The organism is Vibrio sp. S/42/10 (assembly GCF_029890535.1).
Lineage (GTDB): Bacteria > Pseudomonadota > Gammaproteobacteria > Enterobacterales > Vibrionaceae > Vibrio > Vibrio cyclitrophicus.
Genome location: NZ_JAKMZC010000001.1, coordinates 362,732 through 385,010, shown reverse-complemented (window position 1 = coordinate 385,010; position 22,279 = coordinate 362,732). Strand labels below are relative to the sequence as shown.

22 protein-coding genes and 1 pseudogene are annotated in these 22,279 nt (G+C 43.6%); 10 read left to right on the top strand and 13 right to left on the bottom strand.

The window, feature by feature from the left end:
• Nucleotides 1–14: 14 nt before the first annotated feature.
• From L8S15_RS01735 to L8S15_RS01720, 4 genes are all read right to left on the bottom strand, one after another.
• On the bottom strand, nucleotides 15–482 hold the full coding sequence (locus tag L8S15_RS01735) for a DUF3429 domain-containing protein (RefSeq protein WP_016784683.1): 468 nt from the start codon (nucleotides 480–482) through the stop codon (nucleotides 15–17).
• The gene (locus L8S15_RS01730) at nucleotides 479–1,024 is read right to left on the bottom strand and encodes a glutathione peroxidase (protein WP_016784682.1); all 546 of its coding nucleotides are present in this window, start codon (nucleotides 1,022–1,024) and stop codon (nucleotides 479–481) included. Before L8S15_RS01730 ends, L8S15_RS01735 begins: the two co-directional genes overlap by 4 nt.
• An 86-nt stretch (nucleotides 1,025–1,110) precedes the next feature.
• Entirely contained in the window at nucleotides 1,111–2,430 is a 1,320-nt protein-coding gene (locus tag L8S15_RS01725) for an AarF/ABC1/UbiB kinase family protein (protein WP_016784681.1), read from the bottom strand.
• 221 nt (nucleotides 2,431–2,651) lie between these two features.
• The gene (locus L8S15_RS01720) at nucleotides 2,652–3,038 is read right to left on the bottom strand and encodes a DUF393 domain-containing protein (protein WP_010439678.1); all 387 of its coding nucleotides are present in this window, start codon (nucleotides 3,036–3,038) and stop codon (nucleotides 2,652–2,654) included.
• A 161-nt stretch (nucleotides 3,039–3,199) separates the two neighbouring features.
• Between L8S15_RS01720 and L8S15_RS01715 the strand changes: the two genes are divergently transcribed.
• From L8S15_RS01715 to L8S15_RS01700, 4 genes are all read left to right on the top strand, one after another.
• Nucleotides 3,200–3,757 carry a DUF1439 domain-containing protein gene (locus L8S15_RS01715; protein WP_280571933.1) on the top strand — a complete coding sequence of 186 codons (558 nt, stop codon included), beginning with the start codon at nucleotides 3,200–3,202 and terminating at the stop codon, nucleotides 3,755–3,757.
• A 288-nt stretch (nucleotides 3,758–4,045) separates the two neighbouring features.
• Nucleotides 4,046–4,486: a redox-sensitive transcriptional activator SoxR gene (gene soxR, locus L8S15_RS01710; protein WP_016784679.1), complete on the top strand. Its 441-nt coding sequence runs from the start codon at nucleotides 4,046–4,048 to the stop codon at nucleotides 4,484–4,486.
• A gap of 141 nt (nucleotides 4,487–4,627) precedes the next feature.
• Complete coding sequence (locus L8S15_RS01705; protein WP_010439683.1) at nucleotides 4,628–5,008, top strand: VOC family protein; 381 nt, start codon at nucleotides 4,628–4,630, stop codon at nucleotides 5,006–5,008.
• Nucleotides 5,009–5,130: 122 nt separating this feature from the next.
• The gene (locus L8S15_RS01700) at nucleotides 5,131–5,535 is read left to right on the top strand and encodes a globin (RefSeq protein ID WP_010439685.1); all 405 of its coding nucleotides are present in this window, start codon (nucleotides 5,131–5,133) and stop codon (nucleotides 5,533–5,535) included.
• A 103-nt stretch (nucleotides 5,536–5,638) separates the two neighbouring features.
• Here L8S15_RS01700 and L8S15_RS21805 read toward each other — a convergent pair.
• Together L8S15_RS21805 and L8S15_RS01695 are read right to left on the bottom strand one after the other, a co-directional pair.
• Nucleotides 5,639–5,836 (bottom strand): annotated as a pseudogene (locus L8S15_RS21805) (hypothetical protein); the annotation flags it as partial.
• A gap of 110 nt (nucleotides 5,837–5,946) precedes the next feature.
• On the bottom strand, nucleotides 5,947–6,714 hold the full coding sequence (locus L8S15_RS01695; protein WP_010439687.1) for a hypothetical protein: 768 nt from the start codon (nucleotides 6,712–6,714) through the stop codon (nucleotides 5,947–5,949).
• Between the two features lie 140 nt (nucleotides 6,715–6,854).
• Here L8S15_RS01695 and L8S15_RS01690 point away from each other — a divergent pair, with 140 nt between their 5' ends.
• Together L8S15_RS01690 and L8S15_RS01685 are read left to right on the top strand one after the other, a co-directional pair.
• Entirely contained in the window at nucleotides 6,855–7,244 is a 390-nt protein-coding gene (locus L8S15_RS01690) for a DUF4345 domain-containing protein (protein ID WP_010439689.1), read from the top strand.
• Nucleotides 7,245–7,253: 9 nt separating this feature from the next.
• A complete protein-coding gene (locus L8S15_RS01685; protein ID WP_010439691.1) occupies nucleotides 7,254–8,756 on the top strand; it encodes an arylsulfatase in 1,503 nt (500 codons plus the stop codon).
• A gap of 161 nt (nucleotides 8,757–8,917) precedes the next feature.
• Here L8S15_RS01685 and L8S15_RS01680 read toward each other — a convergent pair whose 3' ends face one another.
• The 4 genes from L8S15_RS01680 to L8S15_RS01665 form a co-directional block, all read right to left on the bottom strand.
• Nucleotides 8,918–9,949, bottom strand: coding sequence for a LacI family DNA-binding transcriptional regulator (locus L8S15_RS01680; RefSeq protein ID WP_010439694.1), 1,032 nt, complete (start codon nucleotides 9,947–9,949; stop codon nucleotides 8,918–8,920).
• Nucleotides 9,950–10,145: 196 nt separating this feature from the next.
• Complete coding sequence (locus L8S15_RS01675) at nucleotides 10,146–11,222, bottom strand: porin (protein WP_010439695.1); 1,077 nt, start codon at nucleotides 11,220–11,222, stop codon at nucleotides 10,146–10,148.
• A gap of 248 nt (nucleotides 11,223–11,470) precedes the next feature.
• On the bottom strand, nucleotides 11,471–12,487 hold the full coding sequence (locus L8S15_RS01670; RefSeq protein ID WP_280571932.1) for a nuclear transport factor 2 family protein: 1,017 nt from the start codon (nucleotides 12,485–12,487) through the stop codon (nucleotides 11,471–11,473).
• Between the two features lie 143 nt (nucleotides 12,488–12,630).
• Nucleotides 12,631–13,926: an MFS transporter gene (locus L8S15_RS01665; protein WP_010439698.1), complete on the bottom strand. Its 1,296-nt coding sequence runs from the start codon at nucleotides 13,924–13,926 to the stop codon at nucleotides 12,631–12,633.
• 348 nt (nucleotides 13,927–14,274) lie between these two features.
• On the opposite strand from L8S15_RS01665, the gene L8S15_RS01660 reads away from it, so the two are divergent.
• Both L8S15_RS01660 and L8S15_RS01655 read left to right on the top strand, forming a co-directional pair.
• Nucleotides 14,275–15,816, top strand: coding sequence for a sodium/solute symporter (locus L8S15_RS01660; protein ID WP_016788978.1), 1,542 nt, complete (start codon nucleotides 14,275–14,277; stop codon nucleotides 15,814–15,816).
• Between the two features lie 26 nt (nucleotides 15,817–15,842).
• Complete coding sequence (locus L8S15_RS01655) at nucleotides 15,843–17,213, top strand: L-serine ammonia-lyase (protein ID WP_102286131.1); 1,371 nt, start codon at nucleotides 15,843–15,845, stop codon at nucleotides 17,211–17,213.
• Between the two features lie 159 nt (nucleotides 17,214–17,372).
• Here L8S15_RS01655 and L8S15_RS01650 read toward each other — a convergent pair whose 3' ends face one another.
• Nucleotides 17,373–17,858, bottom strand: a complete 486-nt coding sequence (locus L8S15_RS01650; protein ID WP_016768523.1) for an Lrp/AsnC family transcriptional regulator — start codon at nucleotides 17,856–17,858, stop codon at nucleotides 17,373–17,375.
• Nucleotides 17,859–17,980: 122 nt separating this feature from the next.
• Between L8S15_RS01650 and L8S15_RS01645 the strand changes: the two genes are divergently transcribed.
• Nucleotides 17,981–18,580 (top strand): LysE family translocator, encoded by a 600-nt coding sequence (locus L8S15_RS01645; protein WP_010439706.1) that lies wholly within the window; start codon nucleotides 17,981–17,983, stop codon nucleotides 18,578–18,580.
• A 117-nt stretch (nucleotides 18,581–18,697) separates the two neighbouring features.
• On the opposite strand, the gene ahpF is transcribed toward L8S15_RS01645, so the two are convergent.
• Together ahpF and ahpC are read right to left on the bottom strand one after the other, a co-directional pair.
• Entirely contained in the window at nucleotides 18,698–20,290 is a 1,593-nt protein-coding gene (gene ahpF, locus L8S15_RS01640) for an alkyl hydroperoxide reductase subunit F (protein ID WP_016785695.1), read from the bottom strand.
• Between the two features lie 211 nt (nucleotides 20,291–20,501).
• Nucleotides 20,502–21,059: an alkyl hydroperoxide reductase subunit C gene (ahpC, locus tag L8S15_RS01635; protein WP_004736364.1), complete on the bottom strand. Its 558-nt coding sequence runs from the start codon at nucleotides 21,057–21,059 to the stop codon at nucleotides 20,502–20,504.
• A 478-nt stretch (nucleotides 21,060–21,537) separates the two neighbouring features.
• Here ahpC and L8S15_RS01630 point away from each other — a divergent pair, with 478 nt between their 5' ends.
• The gene (locus L8S15_RS01630) at nucleotides 21,538–22,029 is read left to right on the top strand and encodes a VOC family protein (RefSeq protein WP_010439712.1); all 492 of its coding nucleotides are present in this window, start codon (nucleotides 21,538–21,540) and stop codon (nucleotides 22,027–22,029) included.
• The last annotated feature ends 250 nt before the right edge of the window (nucleotides 22,030–22,279 follow it).

The following is a 22,279-nucleotide window of genomic DNA, read 5'->3' as shown; positions in this document are numbered from 1 at the left end:
AGGTAAAAACTCACTCAAGTTAACAGCACGATACCATGCATCAACACAACGCTAGAAGTTAGTCGAGTTCTCATTTCAAAATACCCATCAGGCCCTTCGCTTTTATTCTGTTCCTTCATCGACCTCTCTGCTCGCCAAACCGAAATGTAACCGACCAAGAGAATAAGTGTGGTTATGAATTCCTTTTGCTCACCGAGTAGTACCGCTAGCCACGCTGCTAACACAATAACATTGCTTAGAATTAGAGCATTGTTACTTGATTGGATTTTGAAATTCTCTATGCCATTTCCCCATAAAATACCAGACAAGAAACTTAAGATAACCACGCTGTAAGTGATGAAGAGTGTTTCTCCGCTCAAGTTAAAAAACTGACTGTCGGTGAGCGATAACAATAGGCCGAATAAAAAGGGGACTAAACCCATATAGCCGAGCTTAGCCATGGTGTTACGTGTTTGAGTTGTTTCCATGTAATCTGACTTCATAGCTGCTGCTCGATAGCATTTTTGAGGGTACTACTGGTTGGCGACGTAGAACTCGGGAAGGTTGCTATCACTTTGCCTTCTTTGCTGACCAAGAACTTGTAGAAATTCCATTTCGGTTTGATACCAGCTTGTTGTTGGATTTCGGCAAAGACTGGATTTGCGTTCGGCCCAGAGAGTGAAGCACGCGCCATCATTGGAAACGTGACGCCGTAATCCAGATAACAGATTTTGGCAGACTTCTCCTCGCTTCCTCTGTCTTGACGAAAATCATTGCTTGGGAAACCAACAACCGTGAATCCTTGATCTTTATATGTTTGATGCAGTTGCTCAAGTTGCTCGAACTGTGGCGTGAAACCGCATTGACTTGCTGTATTCACGATCAATAAAGTTTTACCTTGAAACTCTTCACACAGCTCAATCTCTTCGTTTGAATTTAACAGCCTTTGTTTGCCGTTGAGTATCTCAGGACAGCTTGCTGAAAAAGCGAATGAACTTGTTAGGCTCGCGATTAGGGCGGTGGAGCACAGCAGCGAATGCTTCATTAGTCTGACTCATTTTAGTTGGCGTAACTGTTACTACTGTTCAACGACTTGAAATGATCACTTTAAAGACCAGAATGGCTTTAGTATCAGCTGTCGCTTAGCAAATAGGGTTCTACCAAGCGCCTGATGTTCACCTTGGCCCCAAGGCGAGATGCCAGCAGATACATGCCTCCAATCTTTCGGTGGAGGAATAGGGCATCGGCTGGTGGTGTGTGCCAATACTCTTGCTCCATGCTGAGTATGGTTCCTGCCTCACGAAGCCTTTGTGCTAAACCACTAGCTTTGAAGTCGTAATCTTCATCGACAAGCATGGGTTCACATGCCATTGTCACTAGGTTGAGAATCGCTTGGCGCTGGTCAGGGAGGATGGTCTCGCTAAAAAATCCAATTTGCTCTAACGCCTTGTTGAGTCCTTGTTCATTGTGATTAATCACAGAGGTAAAGGCTGAACGATAACCATCACTGAAGCGATCACTGTATTCACGGGTGGCACCAAAATCCAACAAGCCAATTTGACGTGTTTGTTCTACATACAAGTAATTAGCGAAATTGGGGTCGGTTTGCACCATCTTGAAGTCAAACAGCTCTTTGAACATTAACTCGATTAGGCTGTGCATCACGAAGTCACGGGTGCTTTGGTCGTAACCTTCTATTTGCTCTATCGAGACACCTTCAATGAAGTCCATGGCGAGGACGGAGTCTGAAGAGACTTGCGGGTGAATTTTAGGTACGACGAAGTGAGAGTGCTCTTTTAATGCATCATGGTAACGAATCGCGTAGTCAGCCTCGCGAGCATAGTCCGCTTCATCATGGAGCTGTTTCTTTGCCTCTTCTAGTAAGCTTTTGTAGTCGACCGACTTTGGTATCAACCCAACAATGTTGAGCAGTGTGCCTACGTTGTCTACATCGCTGTCGATACTTTTTCGAATGCCTGGATATTGGACTTTGATAGCAAGTTTGTCTCCTGCATCACTGTAAGCTTGGTGGACCTGGCCGATAGACGCACTAGCTAAAGGCTTAAAGTTGAAGGTAATAAATTCCACCTTCCAATTTATTCCAAGTGAATTTTCTAATACTTGGTTAAGCTGCTTAGCGGGTAATGGGTCGGCGTCTGAGCGCAAGCGAGCGAGTATATTGGCTAACTCCGGTTCTAGGATATCACCGGCATCCATCGACAGCATCTGACCTAGCTTCATTGCAGCGCCTCGCAAATGTGCCAACTGATCTGTAAGGCGAGCGATATTTTGAGGTGTTAATACCAAGTCTTTTGCTTTGGGTCTGTTTCCCTGCGCGAGCTGTTTCGTGCCTTCAGTTATGACACTTCCCGCTACTCGAGTTGCGAGAGACGCGAATTTACTGAATCTTGAAATACGATGGGTAGGTAGATTTCTTTCTTTTGCCGACATAAAAGTTCTCTCTGGGAATCAAGGTTCTCTACAAAGTTCTATAAATCATTACCCAACCGAATGTTTTGTTGTGGTAACTTATCTCGCGAAATAGTAAACAGAATTTAAAGGATAAAACATGAAATTTATTTGGTTAAAAGTCGCGGTTACCGTTTTAGTTTTTGCTGCGCTGTTTGGTGTGGTGTATTACAAAGTCGCGAGTGGTATGTCTTAACCAAGCACTATTTAGTGCAGCTGTTTCCATTGCAGCGTGACTTTCCTGTTAGCCAGAAAGAAACTTTGTATCTGTTCTTGGCAAATCGTAGATAACACCAGTCGGCCATTGGCTTGAATATGGCCCAGCGCAATGGGGCGTATAGCCAACCTTTTCCTACTAAGCGCCACGCTTGGTAGGTCACGTCTAAACCTAGCAAAAGTTTTCCATTCTCATCCAGTGCATGCAAAATGGTGTTGGCTGCGTCCGCATCAATCTGAGGGTAGTCTGAAAAGGCTTCACTGTAGATATCGATGGTTTGAATCTTATTTTCAGTGTCATGCTTGGCAAGTGCCGCCATCTCTTTTGCACACAATGGACATGTCCCATCATAAAATATCGTTAATGCCGTCATCATTTTCCTTACTATTCTATTCCTATTAATTTGTACGGTGTTATTTCTTCAGTGGATCATTTTGCGGAGTTAACCGACACTGTCATTGTGACAACTATTTTACGGTATTATTCCAAGATAAAATCCGTGCCTTGCAATGACATATTAAGAGTTTAACCGCAATGACAATAAAGTTAATCAACCGCTTCATTATCGCTTTTTCTGCCCTGATGCTAGGTGGTTGTGTGAGCTACAGTATTACTGAACAAGACATGACGAAATACCTACAAGATTCAGTGATGTTAGAACAAGAAGTTGGTGTTCAAAGTGTTATGTATGCGCAAGTGGCTGTTGATGATTTAGAAGTGAAAATTGGACGAACAGACAATCAACGAGTCTCGGTTATAGCTAATACTAATGCAAAAGTTGAGATATTTAATATGCCAAATATGGGATTGGATTTGGATATTGAGTTCAGTGCTATCCCTGAATATGACAAAGAAAGTGGTGAAGTGTATTTGAAATCGTTACGACTAGAGCGTTTTCAGGAAAAAGGACAACAACTCCCCCCTGAGGTTGAGAGGTTGCTTAAGCCTGCGGTATCCATGATTGGCTTTGCTTTGTCTCAGTCACCGGTTTATAAATTGGATAGCAACAAGGTGCAAGAGTCATTGATTAAGTCATCGGAGCCTAATCTAGTGATTAAAGATAACAAACTGGTTATTGAGTTGTTTGATTAGTTTTTTAAATTCTGAACGGCATTATGGTTATCTTTCAGGTAGCCATTTTTTATTAGCTTCAGTTAATTTGCACCTCACTACTTTATTGCCAATTACCTAGTTCCTAATTACTTCGCCGCGAGTCGGTTTATTAAAAATCATATCGTTATCATAAAAATAGTAATCGCTTAGCTCGTTGGTGTTGGTATTCAAAGTTCTGCTCTCTTTACTGGTGATGGAGGCAAGCTGTGGTTACTATTAAGTTAAAGTGAACTTTATCTATTTGTGAGCACCAAGGACAAGGTAATAATGAGGAACATCGTATATTTGACGATAGGACAGTTATCAGAGCGCAGTGGTGTTGCTCCTTCGGCACTCCGCTTTTATGAAACCAAAGGGTTGATTGCTTCGATTCGTACCAATGGCAACCAACGTCGTTACCAATCAGCTATGTTGCGACGAATTGCTTTGATACAAGTAGCGCAGTCGATAGGTTTTACGCTGGAAGAGATTACGGAAGAGTTATCTACCTTACCTATGAACCAGACCGCAACTAAGCGAGATTGGGAGCGAGTTGCGAAGAAGTGGCAAGGTCAGTTAGACAGCAAAATGTCGCAGATCCGTTCGTTACAAGAGAACCTGACAGGTTGTATTGGCTGTGGCTGCTTGAGTATGCAGAAGTGCCACTTGTTGAACCCTGAAGATATTTTGCATGATCAAGGGCAAGGTGCACAACGCATTGTTGATTAGTCTTTATTGCGTTAAATAGCTAGCCAAACTCTATGCTTTCATTCAATGAGTTAAGCAACAACTATGACCGAATAGCGTGCCTGGACAAACGCAAATTATAGGTCTAGCTTGGGAGGTTCTTTCAATCAAAAGAGGTGAGTTATGTTTAGTCATGTTTTTCTCGGAACCGAAAATATTGAACGCGCGAAGTCATTCTATGATCCAATTATGCAAGAGCTTGGTTACAGCGAAGGGACAATCGATCCCAAGGGGCGTTGTATATACGTTAGTAAAACGGGCGTACTAGGTTTAACTAAGCCGATTGACGGTCAGCCCGCGACTTATGGTAATGGGATGACCGTCGGGTTCTTGGCAAGCTCAACAGAAATAGTCGATGAATGGCATCGTCTTGGTGTTGAAAATGGTGGTACCAGTATTGAAAATGGTCCAGGTGCCAGAGGAACAGATGAACGTCGACTCTATATGGCCTATTTACGAGACCCTGATGGAAACAAGATTTGTGCAACTCACTTTATGCCATAGTTAATTTTATGCCATAGTGGCGTATAATTAGCTGATGTTGATAGTTTTGAGCCAATTTATCGCTGCTCTTAACCTCCCTCATGATTCTAAAGACTGGCTGATTATTGCAAAGGAATTGCTAGATGAAACCGAATGAACTGTTTTATGAAAGCTTTGAGCGTTGCCGGATTGATCAAGAATTCTTGGAAAGCTTTCTGGCAGACTTCTGCGAGCATAACCCAAGGTTTTCAGAACGTTTTGAAAAGATAGGGTTAGAGCAGCAAACTAAGATGCTTAAGGCCTCGATCATTCTTATTTATAATTCCTCTGGTCTGCCAAGTGTGCGGAACTCGGTCAAGAAACTGGGTAAAAGGCACAAAGATTTGGGGTTGGACATTTCAGAAATTGAATTAAACGAATGGTTTAATTCGCTGCTCAATACGGTTAAAAAGTACGATCCTCATTATGATGAGAACGTAGAACGAGCTTGGGCAGAAACGCTGGATGCTGGTCTAACGATCATGAAAAAAGAGTGTGTTGAAAAATAAAATAAACTTCGCATAACAACACGAGGTTTATCTTATTTTTAAAATGATGGCTTTTAATTCATTACCCTAAATGGTTTTTATTCAGGGTAATGAATATGTTGGCTTAAAAGGTAAAGCCAGTTTGAATACCTAAAGTTGTTTCCTTGGTATACCAATCATTTGAACCTCCGAGCTCATACCAATCAAACCCTAAACGAGTCAACAGCTTGGAGTTGCCAAACAATGGTTTTGATGACTTGTACTCTGCGCCGATACCGTAAGTTAAGCCAAAATTACCATGAGAACCTTTATGAATTTCATTTCCTTTGCTAGAGCTTCATTTAGATTGAATTAGAGAACAATTTAATAGAGATTAAATACTCTGGCTGACTAGTCATTCCGCTTGTGCTTAATGGTAAAACAACCAGTGGCTTAAAAGTGAGCAGCCCAACCAATCAAAAACCCTTGCGATGCGGTATCGTATTCAAAGGTTCCCTTGTTTTCGTAATCAACCCAAGTGGATTTATACGCCAGATTTAAATCCGACCAATCGTTAATTTGATAGCGAGCGCCGGTTAGTATGGAGCTAGTAAAATCGGTGTCAGCACCAAGGCCGATATCTAAACTGGTGTGAACTGTCCAATCTTTGTTGAGTTCTTTAGTCCAGCGAACGCCGACAAGGTAATCGATCCAATCTTCATTTAAAGACCGAGAGTTGATTGTTGTACCATCGTTTTTATAAAGCCTTGAGTCAATATCATTGTCCCACCAACGTATACCGACCATATAATCAATCATGCCGATATCGTATTGAAAGCGTTTAAACCCTTTTGCTTCCAAAACACCCTGTCTTATATCGAGTTTACCATTAAGAATTCCTGTATTACCTATTATGGAGTCAGATTTGCCACTCAGTTTCATGTAGCTGTAGTCTAAATAGTAGCCCCATTGATTGTCGTAAATCCCCTCTAATCGCAGCATCGCACCCATATCCAGATGATCCATGATAAACGCTGGGTCAACATCAACACCTGTAGATATCTTGCCGATTGTACTATCACCACGGATATTCAAAGCGAGCGCATAAATTTCTATACTGTGCTGCCATTTTTTTGTGTCCGAGTGCGAGCTTGTTTCTTGTGCATTTATGGTTGAACTTGCAGCCAACACTGATGCGATGAGGTAATGCCATTTAGCCATGTTGATATCCCTATCCCAAGATTGAAGAGTACATACCATAAATGTATGTATTAATTATCCATTTTCCGTGTATGCAACTTGTACATTGCTGATTGTAGACTATGTTTTTAGAAAAGAGCCAAATTACAAAGAGGAAATAAATGAAGCAACAGAGTGTGTTTTTGTTGGTCGCCGTTCTGGGTTTAACGCCCATAGCTTTGTCTTATGGTTATGCACCAGTTATTTCTCTGGACTACCTTTTCGGGATAGATGCTCGTCCTGTTAACGTTACCCACATCTTTCGTGCGGTAACGGGTTTATATTTGGCACTTGCTCTGTTTTGGGTGAGTGGCGCATTGACTAAAAAGTATCGACTGCCAGCGCTTTATAGCTTGGTGGTCTTCATGTTGGGTTTGGCTGCAGGCCGAGTCGTCAGCTTAGTCTTAGATGGCATGCCTCACTGGCTGCTTTTTGTCTATCTAATCTTGGAGCTTGGCTTTGGTTTAGTCGGAATAAAAATGATTCAAAAAGAGCAATCTGAAACAATATAAGGATATTCTATGAAAGGGATTTTTCACCTTCTCACCTTAAGTGTGCTGAGTAGCTTTTCGCTATCGGCATGGTCTGCACAAGAACAACCTAATATATTTGTTATTTTTACTGATGATATTGGGATCTCAAACTTGAGTGCTTATCACAATGGCGTGATGAGTAGCCAAACACCAAACATTGATAGTATTGCTGAGAAGGGAATGCTTCTGACAGACTACTATGCGCAGCCATCTTGTACCGCGGGTCGTTCAGCTTTCTTAACCGGGCAATTACCAGTTAGAACCGGAATGCATACGGTTGGATTACCGGGTGGTCCAGTGGGTTTAAGCGCAGATACACCAACACTTCCCGAGGTATTAAAAACCATGGGCTACGTGACTGGGCAATTTGGCAAAAATCATTTGGGTGACCGAGATGAGTATTTGCCAACGATGCATGGTTTTGATGAATATTGGGGTTGGTTATATCATTTGAATGCCATGGAATACACCGAAGATCCAGATTGGCCGAAAGATGGATCGTTAGATGCCTTTGCTCCTCGAAACGTGATTTACTCTAAATCTGATGGTAAAGGTGGCCAAAGCATTGAAGACGATGGTGCGCTGAATATCGAGCGTATGAGAACACTAGATGATGAAGTAAACAAACATGCGATTAACTTCATTGAACGAGCCGTAGAAGCGGATAAGCCGTTCTTTACTTGGTACTGTCCATCTAGAGGGCATGTGTGGACGCACCTTTCTCCTGAATATGAGGCAATGCTTGGCCAAAATGGTTGGGGGCTTCAAGAAGTCGTGATGAAAGATCTGGATGATCATGTCGGTGAAATGTTGGCGAAGATAGATGAACTTGGCATCGCCGATAACACGATTATTATTTTCACGTCCGACAACGGCCCTGAAATTATGACGTGGCCAGATGGTGGTATGACACCATTCCACGGTGAGAAAGGGACAACATGGGAAGGGGGAGTTAGAGCTCCTGCACTGGTTAGCTGGCCGGGTAAAATCCCTGCGGGTAGTGTCGGTAATGGCATCTTCGATGGTATGGATTGGTTACCAACATTGGTTGCAGCCGCAGGTGGTCCAACAGATTTAAAAGAGAAAATGCTCAAGGGCCACGATGGCTTTAAAGCACACCTAGATGGTTACAATCAAGTCGATATGCTGACGGAAAAAGGCGAATCTAATCGTAACGAAATTTACTATTATGAACGAGATAAACTACAAGCTGTTCGCGTAGGCGATTGGAAGGCTCACTTCATTGTACAAAATCGCGGATGGGGTGGTCCGAAAGATGAATTGAATGCGCCGTTACTCTTCAATCTACGTCGTGACCCTTATGAAAGAGCGGCAGAAGAGTCAGGTATGTACTTGAAATGGATGGGCGAAAAAATGTGGGCATTTGGTCCTGCACAAGCTGCTATTCAACAACACTTAGCGACATTCCAAGAATGGCCTCCAATAACGCCTGAAACACCAGCAGAGAAAGTAGGTGGTGTGGGTAATTAGTTGGCAACTAATAAAAAACATCTAGAGACAAAATAAAAACTAGTAGAAAAAATCCCGTTAGACATCTTATATACTCTTGATATAAGGCGCCGAACGGGATTTTTGTATTTTGGTCGTTTAAAGGCGTATTTTAATCATTCAAAAAAGGCTGAAGAACAACACTATTTCGCTTTCAACGTGGTGTTTCTTTCAATGAACTTCACTGGCACCATCAACTTGACCAAGCTCGTGTCTTGCTCTTGAATCTGACTAACCACAATTTTCACAGATTCACGTGCAAGGCGTCTGAAATCTTGCTTAAAGGTAGTGAGTTGATAGTTCAACCACTGAGTTTGTGGAATATCATCAAAACCAATCACTTGAAGATCTTCAGGAATACGCAGATTGAACTCTAAGCGCGCCACATCCATGACGGCCATCGCTAGGTTATCTGTCGCGCAGAAAATAGCTTGAGGATGTGTGGGTTCAGAAAACAGAGTCCTAATGGTTTCTAGTGCATCAAGGTAGTCATAGTCGGCTTCAATAACTCGAGCTTGTTCACCGGTAAGTTCTTCAAATTCTGAGCAGAACCCTGCTTCACGTTCGCCGTTAGTGTAGGTTGGAACATTACCTGTCAGGTAAACCGCCGACTTTGTCCCTACGCTATGCAAATGCTGAGCGGCAACTTGGCCAGCGGCGTAGTTGTCGCTCACCACATGGCTACTCTTAGTCCCTTCAACAACACGTGCGAACTGAACGATAGGAATGTCGAATTCTTCACACTCTTCATAAAGCGACTTGTTAAAGGTCGCAGAAGCAGCAATCACGCCATCAACTCGGTATTGGAAGATATTGGGAATTGAGTGGTTATCGTTGCCATCAACTTGCCAAGGGATCAATACCGCAGAATATCCCTGTTTTTGTAGTTCAGTGGAGATAAGCTGCAGCGTTTTCATGTGAATAGGGTAGTCGGCATCAGGGAAAACTAAGCCAATCAATTTTGATTCATTTGTCGTAAGGCTACGGGCAAAAGCATTGGGACGATAATTCAACGATTTCGCGGCATCGAACACTTTCTGCTTGGTCTTTTCAGACACTGAACTTCCCGGTACAAATACGCGAGATACAGTTGATTGAGAAACGCCAGCAAGTCTAGCGACATCTTTAGATGTTACGGTTGTTTTGGACAGCGAAGAGTGTTTTGGAGAGTTCATAGACCATACTTTTGAACCAAATTGATTGTGCATAGAGTAACATAATTAGGTACGTACTCAAAAATACAATATGCCATGATAGGATGAAAATAAGGGGTAATAGAGAATGTTGGATATTATTCTGGGTACGACCCAAAAAGCTCTGCATTAATAGCAGAGCTTTGTTTAGCGAATTTATGACTCGATTAACTGGGCGTTAGAAGTAGTAACGGATACCCGCAGCGAATTGGTCATCGCTATTTTCATAATGGTTACCAACAGATTTGTCGTTGCCATTATCAAATTGGTATTCAGTCCATACTAAGAACTTGTTCTTCTTAAAGTGGTATTCAAGGCCAGGGATAATCAACTGACGATCGTAGCCATTAGCGTTGTCGTCTGTGTCCATTAAGTAGTTAACGTTAAAGGTTGGACGCAAACCATTTTCAAAGTGGTAGTAAGTGAAGAATTCAGCACCACGGTGGTCGTAAAATTCTGCTTTGCTGGTGGTTTCCCAATTTGAGCCTTGGCTGTAAGTGAAACCAACGAATAGGCTATTATTGGTGTAGTTCACACCCAATAAACCAATACGTTGTGTATCACCATCTTTGATGTTTTTAACGCCCGCATCGACATCATCAAACTCATTCTGGTGGTAAGCTAAACCAATTGTTAGGCCATCCATAACCGTGTACAGCGTTGATGCGCCCATACCGTTTTTCAGCGTTGCTGTTAAACCGTCAGCAAGGCCAACATCTTCACGGGTAGTTTGGTAAGTGAAGCCGTATTTCCAGCTGTCGTTAATGCTGTTGCGGTAAGTAATCGAATTCTCAGCTCGGCCTGTACCAGACGCAATACCCCAGTCAGATAAATTGTAGTAGCCTGAACCACGCGAACCAAATACACGACCCATATCGGTAAACCAAGCCACATCGTAGAAGGTAGACCACTGCTTAGTGCCGGCAGCAATCTTGCCATATTTGTCGTGCTCTACGCCTGCGTATAGAAGTCGGTCGTAAATATTGTCGCCGTTAGCACCCGAGTTGTAACCCCATTCAGCATGGCCAAAGCCAGTCCAGCCGTTATCAAATCCCATTTGGCCTTTTAGGCCGAAACGAGAGCTACCGCTGTTCCACTCACCGTTGTGGTCGCCGCCTTTATCTTGGTAACGAACGTCGAAACGACCGTCTAAAGTAAGGCTATCGCCCGCGTCATTGGTGAAAGTGTGTGCAGCAAAAGCAGAACCCGAGGTAAGTGCTGTCAGGATCACTGCAGAAAGAATCGACTTTTTCATTGTAATTCTCTTTATTCAGGCCGTAGAAAGCCACCGTGCTTTCAAGCCCGTTATATTGGTAATGGTTTGGCAGGGTGTACCCCATCCATGAGGCACTAGTAGATTCAGTTATTAGTGGAGCAATAATGAATTGGTTGGAGCACCTACTAGGAGCGAGAAGGATCTCCCAGCAAGCGTGGAAACCTAAATCAGATGTCTATTTAGGTTGCCACTATTTCGTTTCAATCTTTTGGATTAAAGCGTTTCGATTACAGTGTTGGGTTCATGATGGTTGAAGTGCGTTCGAACACGTCTAGACCTTGCTGTTGTAGCCAGTAAGGAAGGTCGATAAGAACCCAGTTCTCAGATAGCTTGTCACCGTCACGGTAGTACACGTCAACCACTTGCATGTTTGCGCGTACTTCGCCGCCAGTCATACCTAGGAAGCCACCCGTTGGTGTGTTTGATAGGTTTGGCCAACCGAAGAAACAAGAGAAGTTACCTTCAGCGAAACGACAAACATGGCCGTTAAATTTCTTGTCTTTCAAGTTGTTACGGAAAGGAAGTTGGTGCTGTTGTTGGTAACGAGGAATCGTGTAAGACGCGCCGATACCACAAGGACCGTACCAAATCATGTCTTTTGACCAGCTCTTCGCGAGTACTTCTGGTGGGCAACCCATTGCGCCGCTGTCGTTAAGTGCAGAAAGGTCATCAACCATCTTGTTCACTAGAGCAAGTGTCGCAACGCCTTCTTCTGGAGCTGCATCTTCAAACAACAGGCCATCGTGATTACGTGGGCCAGGGTAAACGAAGTGCTTACCGGTTGATGGTGGAAGTGGGTAGCAACCCGCTTGGTCCATCATGCCTAGTAGATCTAGGAACAGTCCAGTTTTTGTGATTTTGCCATCAACTACGCAGTTAAACTCTGCGTAGCGAACGTTCATGATCTTGCCAGTAGGGCGCATGCCTAGGTATTCAGCGTCGAACAGACCCATGAAGTGACCCATGCTCATTACCCAAATTTCATCTGGGTTAACTTCGTTGTTACCACCGATGAAGATATCTTGACGACGCTGCATGCGTGTCATTGATTTCATCATTGGTGCCCAGAATACGTCAGCCGCTGCTTGTGCGCCTTCTTGCTCACGGAATGGGTAAACACCACGCCACAAGTAATCTTCAGAAGTGTGTGCTTTTAAAACTTCAGTAACGTTTTCGTGGGTAGCGTTTTCCATTGCGTCAAAGTAGTCACGAACAATGCGTTTAGCTTCTTGATATTTAGACATAGTAAATTCTCTTTTGTGTTGTCGAGCCAACATTCGGAACAGGACTCGATTTGGATTTTGTTACCGGCTGACTTCTCAGCCGGATTGATGTTTATTTCGTGCCTTTAGAGGTTTCAACTTTTAGAGGTTTTAACTAAAGGGGATTAAGCTTTTGCTGTTTCCGCTTTTTTACTCTTGTCGAAAATGCCGCCTTTCAATGTTTCTGGTAGAGATAGCCACAGTAGACCAGCCAGAATCCATACGATTGGTGAACCCCACATTGCTGTTGCAAGGTCGCTGCGCTCTTGGATGAATACCAACACCATTGGTGCCCACATACCGATGATACGACCGCCGTGGAATAGTGCTGCACCGAAGCTACGTAGGTGAGCAGGGAACAACTCAGAGAAGTAACCACCCCATACCGCAGAAGCAGAGAGGCCGAAGTTGTAGATAAGGCCTAGGATAGCCAGCATGTTTAGGCTGCCGATCATCACGTCGCTTGGTGCCACGAAGAATACTGAAGCCATGACACCTGCAAGGATGAAACCAAACGCGTTCACTTTACGGCCGTATTTGTCGGCGATTGCTCCCCATACCCAAGCACCGAATAGAGAACCGAATGCTGAGATAGAGAAGATGATACCGATAGTTGAACCGTCAAATTGGCGAACTTCTTTCAGGTACGTTGTCACGAAGCCTGAGAAGAATTGGTAGCCGTAGAAGTTAAGGCCAGCCAGTAATAGACAAGTGATGGTGAGTTTGCGGTAAGGCGCGCTTAGCATTTCACCCCAAGAACCTTTCTTTGCTGGTGCGTTAGATGCTTCAGCCGCGGCTTGATCTTCTTCCCCGTAGGCGATCACTTTTTTGTCGCTAGGCAGGATAAAGATCATCAGTGCAGCAGCGACTAGAGGAGGAATACCACCTACCCACATTAGGCTCTGCCAAGGTGCATCGATGCTAGAAATGAACGCTGCGTATGCACCCATTGCCATTAGGGCAACCGAGAACATAGAAGAAGCGAATGCGGTTAACTTACCGCGAACGCTTGGTGTGAAGAGACCGATCATCAGGCTTACCGCTACTGTGAAGTAACCACCCAAAGATATACCGATAATGAAACGCATCGCTGCCCACATTGCGTAGTCAGTAAACATCATATTGATGATGGTTGCGCCGCCGTTCAGTGCCGTGATGACAATAAGAGTTGATTTCTTACCAAAGTTTGATGCCACCCATGCACAGCTTAGAGCACCAATAAGTGCACCAACCGACTGCCATGTATAGAACTGAGCGGTATCCGCCAAGTTAATACCATCATACGCATCAACGATATATGGGCGTACGTAGTCAATAATTACAAAGTTATAACAATAGAAAAAGTAGCCAACTAGAATTGCAAGATAAGCAGCTACCCTTTGAATCATAGGAACTTCGCTCATGTGTTTTTTAGTAGTCATGACCGATAAACCTTTATTTTTTATAGGGTGTTTGTAGTTTTGATTTTTGTGTGGTGATTATCAATCTTCATCACACAGTCTTCATTTCGGGAGAGATGATAGAATTTTTGTGGTTATTAGATCCGTGATCAAAGTCAACTTTAAAATGAGTGCGTACCCATTTTGTGTGTTTTGGTGATCTTGATCTCATTAGATCGTATTTTTGCGCTTTTGAAAGCGTTTTGAGCGTTTAATCATCTATATTAGTGACAATACTCACACTTACTATGGGTTTTTGAGGGAAGTTATCCATTTTTGAGTAATATTAGCGGCGAATTGATTGCACAATATAATAAACGGAATCTAAAAATGGTTACGTACTCAAGTTTTTTGGTTATTGCTCTTTATGTGCTAACTACCCTATTTATCAGCTACTTAGTTAATAGACGCTATAGCGTTGGTGGCGACTTTTCGACTGGTGGTAAACAGTTTGGTTGGTTTACGGCAGGTGTGTCGATTCTTGCGACCTACATCAGTGCAATGACGTTCGTGGGCATGCCGGGTTGGGTTTACAGTTCGGGCATGGAAGCGATGAGTGTTCACCTGAACTACCCAGTTGTGATCTTTTTCACTGTGATTTTCTTTGTTCCGGTGTTTTACAAGCTCGGCTTAACTTCGATCTATGAATACTTGGAGCACCGCTTTGGCGTTGTTGCTCGCACGATCAATTCCATCGTGTTTATTGTGGTTCAGTGTATTTCGGCAGGAGTTATTTTGTATGCGGTTGCTCTGATCTTAGTGCAAGTGCTGCCGGTCAGTATCTCTGAGGCGATCATCTACATCAGCTTATTTACCGCGTTGTACACCTATGCGGGCGGTATCTCGACAGTAATATGGACTGATATGCTGCAGTCAGCAGTGTTGATTATCGGCAGCATTGCGATCTTTGTTTTATTGTTGATGAAAATTGATGCGGGCGAGGTGTTGTCTCCTGAACATCTGAATATCATCAACCTTGATTTTGACTTAGGCGTTGATACCACATTGTGGGCAGGCGTAGTGGCTGTGAGCTTCCTGCACCTGAGTGTGTATGGAACTAATCAATTGATTATTCAGCGAACATTAGCAACTAAGTGTGTTAAAACAGCGCAAAAGTCGATGTTGCTTTGTGGTTACGGCGCATTCTTTGTTTATCTGTTTTTTGCTGTGATGGGGGTGCTGTTAAGTGTCTTTTATCAGGACAGCAGTTTTGAAAACAGCAATGAAGTAATTCTCGATTTTGTGTTTAATCATACTAACCCGATCATTGTTGGTTTGGTGATCTCGGCTTTATCTGCAGCGGCAATGTCGACATTGGATTCCACTTATAACTCAATGGCGACTGTGGCAACGTTCGATTTCTACAAGCGCTTTTTCCGTAAGAAAGCCTCTGACGCGCACTATGAATCGGTTGCTAGAAAAATGAGCCTTGTTGCAGCGGCGTCGGTTGTTGTTCCTGCACTGCTTGCGGTTTCAAATGAATCCGTACTTAAAACCATTGCTAGCCTGACCTCCATTTTTGTTGGTATTCGCCTTGGTTCTTTCATTCTTGGTTTGTTCTTCAAACAAGCGAACGAGAAAGGGGTGATTGCGGGCAGTATTGGCAGTGTGGCCGTCGTATTCATAGCTAAATACAGTGGAATAGCTTGGCCTTGGTTTGCCTTGATTGGCACCGTGGTTTTCTTAGTGTTAGGCGTTGTCGTCAGTCGCTTCTGGGGAGAGGTAACCGAGCAACAGAATGAATTTATAGCCAAGCAAAAGCATTTGTTTGCAAAGCCTACCGCGAGTCATTACGGCTTGTTGGTGTTCGCTGTTGTGACGATTGCTGCTTGTACTGTTATCCCTGATTGGCTTTATGCCGCTCTTTCTTAATTGACCGATTTTTTACTGGTATATCTATGTTATCGATCTTTGATATCTACAAAATTGGTGTGGGGCCATCGAGCTCTCACACCAACGGCCCAATGATTGCGGGTTTCCATTTCACACAGTTAATCGCTGATGAAATCGCAGAAGTGACGCGTGTTCAGGTGGATTTATACGGTTCTTTGTCATTGACTGGCATAGGTCACCACACAGATAGAGCAACCATCTTGGGGTTGCTCGGTAATAAGCCAGACACCATCAAAATTACCAGTGCCAACCAAGCTATGCGTCATGCAGTGGATAATGGTGAGATGGATCTTGCGGGCACGAAGCGTATTGTCTTCAACTACCAAACCGACATGTTATTCCACGAAGACAACCTGCCTTTACATGAAAATGGCATGATGATTACTGCATTCGATCAGACTGGAAACGTAATCGTTGATGAAACTTATTATTCGATTGGCGGTGGTTTTATCGCAACTGCTGACGAACTGCAAAATGGCACTCAAATCCAAGCAGTAGAAGTCCCTTTTCCATTTAAAAATGCCGATGAAATGCTGCAACAAGCCGATAATAGTGGGATGAGCTTGGGTGGCATGATTCTAAGAAATGAAGCGCAGTTCGAAGGATCTGACATTATTTTAGAGAAAGCGGATCAAATCTGGCGAGTGATGAGTCGTTGCATGGAACGAGGCTTTGAAACTGAGGGCATTCTTGATGGTGGCTTGAACGTCACTCGTCGTGCTCCAAACTTGTTGAAGAAGCTTGAAGCGAATGCGGCGGTTGAAAACGATCCAATGGAAATCATGGATTGGATTAACTTGTTCGCCTTTGCGGTGAGTGAAGAAAATGCGGCTGGTGGCCAAGTGGTAACATCACCAACCAATGGGGCGGCGGGTGTTATTCCTGCCGTGTTGATGTATTACCATCGCTTTATTAAAGAGCTCGATACTAAGCAATTAAAAGACTTTTTAGCCGTATCGGGCGCGATTGGTATTTTATACAAAACCAACGCTTCCATTTCCGGCGCGGAAGTAGGGTGCCAAGGTGAAGTAGGCGTGTCGTCTTCTATGGCGGCTGCGGGATTAACGGCACTACGCGGTGGCAGTAACGAGCAGATCTGTATCGCGGCGGAAATCGCGATGGAACATTCGTTGGGTATGACCTGTGACCCGATTGGCGGCTTAGTTCAAGTGCCGTGTATCGAGCGAAATGCGATGGGCGCGATGAAAGCTATCAACGCATCACGCATGGCTTTGAAGCGTAATAGTAAATCTTTGATCTCGTTAGATAAGGTTATTGCGACCATGTATCAAACGGGCAAAGACATGAACAAGAAATACCGAGAAACCTCACTCGGTGGCCTTGCCCTAATTCACCTTGCAGCGCCATGTGAGTAGCTATCAAACAGATCAATTAGGCTCAATATCAAAGCCCAGCATCGTTAGATTTTAAGATTTTAAGATTTTAAGATTTTAAGATTTTAAGATTTTAAGGTGGCTGGGCTTTTAAGTATCATTTTTTGTTGCAAGACGACTGCTTATTAACTGAGAGCAAGATTATTCTCCAAGAGGGAGCTTATAGCTGTTTTTCAACTCTTTAACCGAGATATTCGATTGAATCGCACTCACACCTTTGACTCGCCTGATCGAGCTAATACGCTCAAAGTACTCTTCTAAATCTTTAGCCAATACTTGCACCATATAATCGGCACCGCCGGCAATACAATGGCACATAGGAATCCAATCGGTTACAGCAACAAACTCTTCGAACGGCTCGGTATTCTCAACTTCATGGTTGCCCAGTGTAACTAAGGTAAAGCCTGCTACATGCAAACCTAACTTCTTGCGATTGAGTTTGGCGGCATAACCATCGATATAGCCTGTCTCTTCCATGCGTTTCCAACGGCGCCAGCATGGGGTTTCGCTGAGGTTAACCTTCTCAGCGAGCTTACTGTTGCTCATGCGTCCGTCTTGTTGGATATGTTCTAAGATGGCGATATCAGTATCATCTAATACTTCTTTGGTGGATTCTTTCTGTTTCATGGCTTTTTTTGAAAAGTCTTGCTCAAATTTGCATTGATATTAGCCTATATAGCAATTTAATTTCTAGTTGAATCTGTAAACTCTCTCCGTATAAATACTTTACTTATTAGGAGTGAGAGGAAATGAGCTCTCAATTAATGCTGGCGTTCTTGCTATTTTCAACATCCATTGCAATTACACCTGGGGCAGGCAATATCGCATTACTTGGGATTTCAAGTCGTTATGGATTTGCTGCGACTTTACCTTTTATATCTGGAAACGCTGTTGGCATCATCATCGTACTGGCGGGTTCCAGTGTCGGTTTAGTGAGCCTATTCACCCTTTATCCAGAACTGTACAACATTTTGAAATACGCAGGCGCGGCTTATTTGCTATTCATGGCGTGGTCGATTGCGAACATGCAAATCGAAGAAAGCACTGTCGACAATCGCTCGGGCTTTATGTCTGGCGTATTGGTGCAGGTGTTAAACCCTAAAGGTTGGATAGCGTCATTAACCGTGTTTTCACAGTTCATCACTCCGAACGCAGACTACCTGATTCAAGTGGTGACGATTATTGCTGGTATGGTGATCACGGGCGTACCGTGCATGTTGGTGTGGGCGTATTGCGGCACCATGCTTAAAAAGTTACTGCAATCACCAAAACAGATGATGTTTGTGAACCGTTGCTTGGGCGGAAGTCTCGCTCTGGTGGTTGCTTTCATGCTTTATCAACCCGCATAAATTACAAATAAAAAAACCACTCCTAAATCCATAGGAGTGGTGTCTAAAAATCGACTAAGTGGTTAACAATAATTAGTAAGTTAACAAGAACGTTTTAAGGAATGTTTGCTTAAAAGATTAAGCGGTTTCAGCTTCTTTAACCGGAGCTGAGTTACGGATTAGGTGGTCAAATGCACCTAAACTTGCTTTTGCACCTTCACCCATCGCAATGATGATTTGTTTGTAAGGCACTGTTGTTACATCACCCGCTGCGAATACACCTTTCATTGATGTTGCACCATGAGCGTTAATTTCAATTTCACCGCGTGGTGAAAGCTCAACTTTTGAACCCTTCAACCATTCACTGTTTGGCATCAGGCCGATTTGAACAAAGATACCTGCTAGTTCGATCTGTTTAAGTTCATCGGTGTTGCGGTCTTTGTATTCCAGACCCGTTACTCGATTACCATCACCAACCACTCGTGTTGTTTGAGCCATTTTGATGATTTCGATGTTCGGTGTCGTGTTCGCTTTGTCTATAAGCACTTGGTCAGCACGTAGTGTGTCTGCAAATTCAAGTACGGTTACGTGTTCAACGAGACCAGCCAAGTCAATCGCCGCTTCGATACCTGAGTTACCGCCACCAATAACCGCTGTTTTCTTACCTTTGAACAAAGGACCGTCACAGTGTGGGCAGTAAGCGACACCTTTATTGCGGTACTCTTGCTCACCCGGAACGTTCATTTCACGCCAGCGCGCACCAGTACTGGTGATCACCGTACGAGCTCGCAGTGTTGCACCGCTTTCTAACTCAATATGGATGTAACCGTCTTCTGTGTCTTCTGCTGCGATGATGTTCGCTGCACGCTGCTCAGTCATTACCTCAACACCGTACTCTTTTACGTGCTCTTCTAAGCTTGCGACTAACTTAGGACCGGTGGTTGCTTTTACTGAGATAAAGTTCTCAATCGCCATGGTATCCATCACTTGACCACCGAATCGGTCAGCAACAACACCAGTGCGAATGCCTTTACGTGCCGCATAAATTGCCGCTGAAGAACCCGCAGGGCCGCCGCCTACAACCAATACATCAAACGGTGCTTGTTGGTTTAGGTTTGCCGCTTTCTTTTCTGCTGCGCCTGAATCGACTTTGTTCAATATTTCAGCCAGTGACATACGGCCTTGACCAAATAGCTCACCGTTAATGAATACGCTCGGTACTGCCATGATGTCGCGAGACTTCACTTCGTCTTGAAATGCTGCGCCGTCGATCATGGTTGTCTTAATCAGAGGATTAATCGCCGACATCATGTTGAACGCTTGAACTACTTCTGGACAGTTTTGGCATGATAGCGAGATGAAAATCTCGACATTAAGCTCTTGATCTAATTCTTTTACTTGCTCGATTACGTCAGCTTCAAGCTTGATAGGGTGACCACCACTATGAAGCAGTGCCAGTACCAGTGAGGTGAACTCGTGACCCATCGGTAAACCTGCGAAGCCAATCGCTGTACCTTTCTCTTGGTTCACCACCTGCATGATAGGGCTGCGAGTGCTTGCGCTATCATTTCGAATTACTTCAATTTTGTCAGTGAGAGAGGCGATATCATTCGCTAGGTCTTGAAGTTTGTTTGCGGTATCGCTGTTATCAAGGCTCAGCACTAACTGAACATTGGTTTTTAGGTTTTCTAGGTATGCTTTTAGCTGCTGCTTCATTGCTTGATCTAACATAATCGTGCCTGCTCTTAATTCTGTGTCTTGGTATTGACCAATACCTTCTTGCTGAAAAAGGAAAATAAAAAAGGGGCGCAAGTCGGCAAATATTGTGGTGTTGATGGTTTGAAAGGGTGGCACGCAACTGCCCTTTAGGAGGGAGGCCGAAGCGCGCCTGTAGAACCGTTTTATTTGTTCTTTTTAGCTATTCTTGTTAGCTAGGCTTAGATTAAATCTTACCTACTAGGTCTAGAGATGGCGCTAGAGTCTCTTCGCCTTCTTTCCATTTAGCTGGGCAAACTTCACCTGGATGAGCGGCTACGTATTGTGCTGCTTTAACCTTGCGTAGTAGGTCTTCAGCGTCACGACCGATACCTTCAGCGGTGATTTCCATTGCTTGGATAACGCCTTCAGGGTCGATTAGGAAAGTTGCACGGTCTGCAAGGCCTTGACCTTCACGCATTACGTTGAAGTTATTTGTGATGTTGCCCGTTTGGTCGCCTACCATGAAGTATTCGATAGTGCCGATTTTGTCAGAAGTATCGTGCCATGCTTTGTGAGAGAAGTGTGTGTCAGTTGATACTGAGAAAACTTCTACGCCACGAGATTGAAGCTCTGCGTATTTGTCTTGTAGGTCAACTAGCTCAGTTGGACATACAAACGTGAAATCTGCTGGGTAGAAGAAGAATACAGCCCACTTACCTTTAACGTCTTGCTCTGTGATTTCTACGAATTCGCCGTTTTTGAATGCTGTTGCGTTGAATGGTTTGATTTCTGTGTTGATCATGATTTGACTCTCTTTCTAATTTGTAGTGTTTAACGCTATCCCGCGTCGATGTAGATATATTGCATTCGCACCAAAAATTAGTGAAATCGGACATTTCTATAGATTCAATAGGCAAATCCTATCTTTGATAGAAGAAGGCTATCGATAAAAGTTATCAACAAAAGCCATCAAAGTGGGCACTGCTCTATTTGGGTAGCTACGCTTTTTAGGTTGTTCTCTACATAAGGCTTATCTCTATTAGCGTGAGCATCTATTTATAGTGTGAGCATCTATGTATAGCGTGAACATCTATGTAGATACTGCTTCTTTAAGTGTTCTGAGATCTCATGGTTATCTATAAATAACAAAAAATTATCATTAATATAAATTATGATAATTTCAGTTAATCTTATTATCTCCATATACTCTCTCCATCGAAACGAAACACCGAAGCTACTCTTCGGAAAGCACAGAATTAAAAACGAATTTGGAGCAAGTTATGAAAATGAATCACGTAGGCATCATGGTGGGCGACATGGATAAAGCAGTCGAGTTTTACACTAAGGCTCTGGGTCTAAGAATCGTAATGAACAACACTAAGGTTATGGAAGAGCGTGAATCAGCAATCGGACGTATGTGTATCGCAGTATTTGGCGAAGGCTTCAAAGGCTTCAACATTGCACACCTAGTAACATCTGATGGTATCGGTGTTGAGCTGTTCGAAATGAAAGATCGTCAAGAGCGTCACGAAGTAGACTTCTCTCGCCTAGGCATCTTCCACTTCTGTCTACAGCTTCCAAAAGAGCAGTTTCATTCCGCGATTAAGCGCGTTGAAGAGTTTGGCGGTAAGGTTCGTATGGACATCATGCGTTACCACCCAGAAGACGAACTAAAACAAGCGCAAATGGTTTACCTAGAAGACCCGTTTGGCAACCTATTCGAATTCTACTCGCACACATACGAAGATACGTACGCGACTGATTACGAGTAATCGCGTTACTGCCTTCCATAGGTAGAAAAACCGAACCCCCCCCCTAAAGAGGATTGGTAGAGATACCAATCCTTTTTTGTGTCTGTAGGGCTAAATTTAGGAACATCGGATAAACTATCGGTTGCACTAAAACAAGCCGACAGTGTTGCTCTATAGTGCAGCAATGGCTAGAGATGAAACTTAACCGATTGATAAATATAATGTTAAACCATTGGCATATATGTTGCTCTATTGTCTTTATGTAAATTGT

Excerpts from the sequence above, each read along its gene's own strand:
- ahpF (WP_016785695.1), bottom strand. The coding sequence starts at position 20,290 with ATGTTAGATCAAGCAATGAAGCAGCAGCTAAAAGCATACCTAGAAAAC.
- L8S15_RS01690 (WP_010439689.1), top strand. The coding sequence starts at position 6,855 with ATGAAGCAACAGAGTGTGTTTTTGTTGGTCGCCGTTCTGGGTTTAACG.
- L8S15_RS01660 (WP_016788978.1), top strand. The coding sequence starts at position 14,275 with ATGGTTACGTACTCAAGTTTTTTGGTTATTGCTCTTTATGTGCTAACT.
- L8S15_RS01705 (WP_010439683.1), top strand. The coding sequence starts at position 4,628 with ATGTTTAGTCATGTTTTTCTCGGAACCGAAAATATTGAACGCGCGAAG.
- L8S15_RS01730 (WP_016784682.1), bottom strand. The coding sequence starts at position 1,024 with ATGAAGCATTCGCTGCTGTGCTCCACCGCCCTAATCGCGAGCCTAACA.
- L8S15_RS01680 (WP_010439694.1), bottom strand. The coding sequence starts at position 9,949 with ATGAACTCTCCAAAACACTCTTCGCTGTCCAAAACAACCGTAACATCT.
- L8S15_RS01655 (WP_102286131.1), top strand. The coding sequence starts at position 15,843 with ATGTTATCGATCTTTGATATCTACAAAATTGGTGTGGGGCCATCGAGC.
- L8S15_RS01675 (WP_010439695.1), bottom strand. The coding sequence starts at position 11,222 with ATGAAAAAGTCGATTCTTTCTGCAGTGATCCTGACAGCACTTACCTCG.
- soxR (WP_016784679.1), top strand. The coding sequence starts at position 4,046 with ATGAGGAACATCGTATATTTGACGATAGGACAGTTATCAGAGCGCAGT.
- L8S15_RS01685 (WP_010439691.1), top strand. The coding sequence starts at position 7,254 with ATGAAAGGGATTTTTCACCTTCTCACCTTAAGTGTGCTGAGTAGCTTT.
- L8S15_RS01650 (WP_016768523.1), bottom strand. The coding sequence starts at position 17,858 with ATGAAACAGAAAGAATCCACCAAAGAAGTATTAGATGATACTGATATC.
- L8S15_RS01700 (WP_010439685.1), top strand. The coding sequence starts at position 5,131 with ATGAAACCGAATGAACTGTTTTATGAAAGCTTTGAGCGTTGCCGGATT.
- L8S15_RS01665 (WP_010439698.1), bottom strand. The coding sequence starts at position 13,926 with ATGACTACTAAAAAACACATGAGCGAAGTTCCTATGATTCAAAGGGTA.
- L8S15_RS01645 (WP_010439706.1), top strand. The coding sequence starts at position 17,981 with ATGAGCTCTCAATTAATGCTGGCGTTCTTGCTATTTTCAACATCCATT.
- L8S15_RS01670 (WP_280571932.1), bottom strand. The coding sequence starts at position 12,487 with ATGTCTAAATATCAAGAAGCTAAACGCATTGTTCGTGACTACTTTGAC.
- L8S15_RS01725 (WP_016784681.1), bottom strand. The coding sequence starts at position 2,430 with ATGTCGGCAAAAGAAAGAAATCTACCTACCCATCGTATTTCAAGATTC.
- L8S15_RS01695 (WP_010439687.1), bottom strand. The coding sequence starts at position 6,714 with ATGGCTAAATGGCATTACCTCATCGCATCAGTGTTGGCTGCAAGTTCA.
- L8S15_RS01735 (WP_016784683.1), bottom strand. The coding sequence starts at position 482 with ATGAAGTCAGATTACATGGAAACAACTCAAACACGTAACACCATGGCT.
- L8S15_RS01630 (WP_010439712.1), top strand. The coding sequence starts at position 21,538 with ATGAAAATGAATCACGTAGGCATCATGGTGGGCGACATGGATAAAGCA.
- L8S15_RS01720 (WP_010439678.1), bottom strand. The coding sequence starts at position 3,038 with ATGACGGCATTAACGATATTTTATGATGGGACATGTCCATTGTGTGCA.
- L8S15_RS01715 (WP_280571933.1), top strand. The coding sequence starts at position 3,200 with ATGACAATAAAGTTAATCAACCGCTTCATTATCGCTTTTTCTGCCCTG.
- ahpC (WP_004736364.1), bottom strand. The coding sequence starts at position 21,059 with ATGATCAACACAGAAATCAAACCATTCAACGCAACAGCATTCAAAAAC.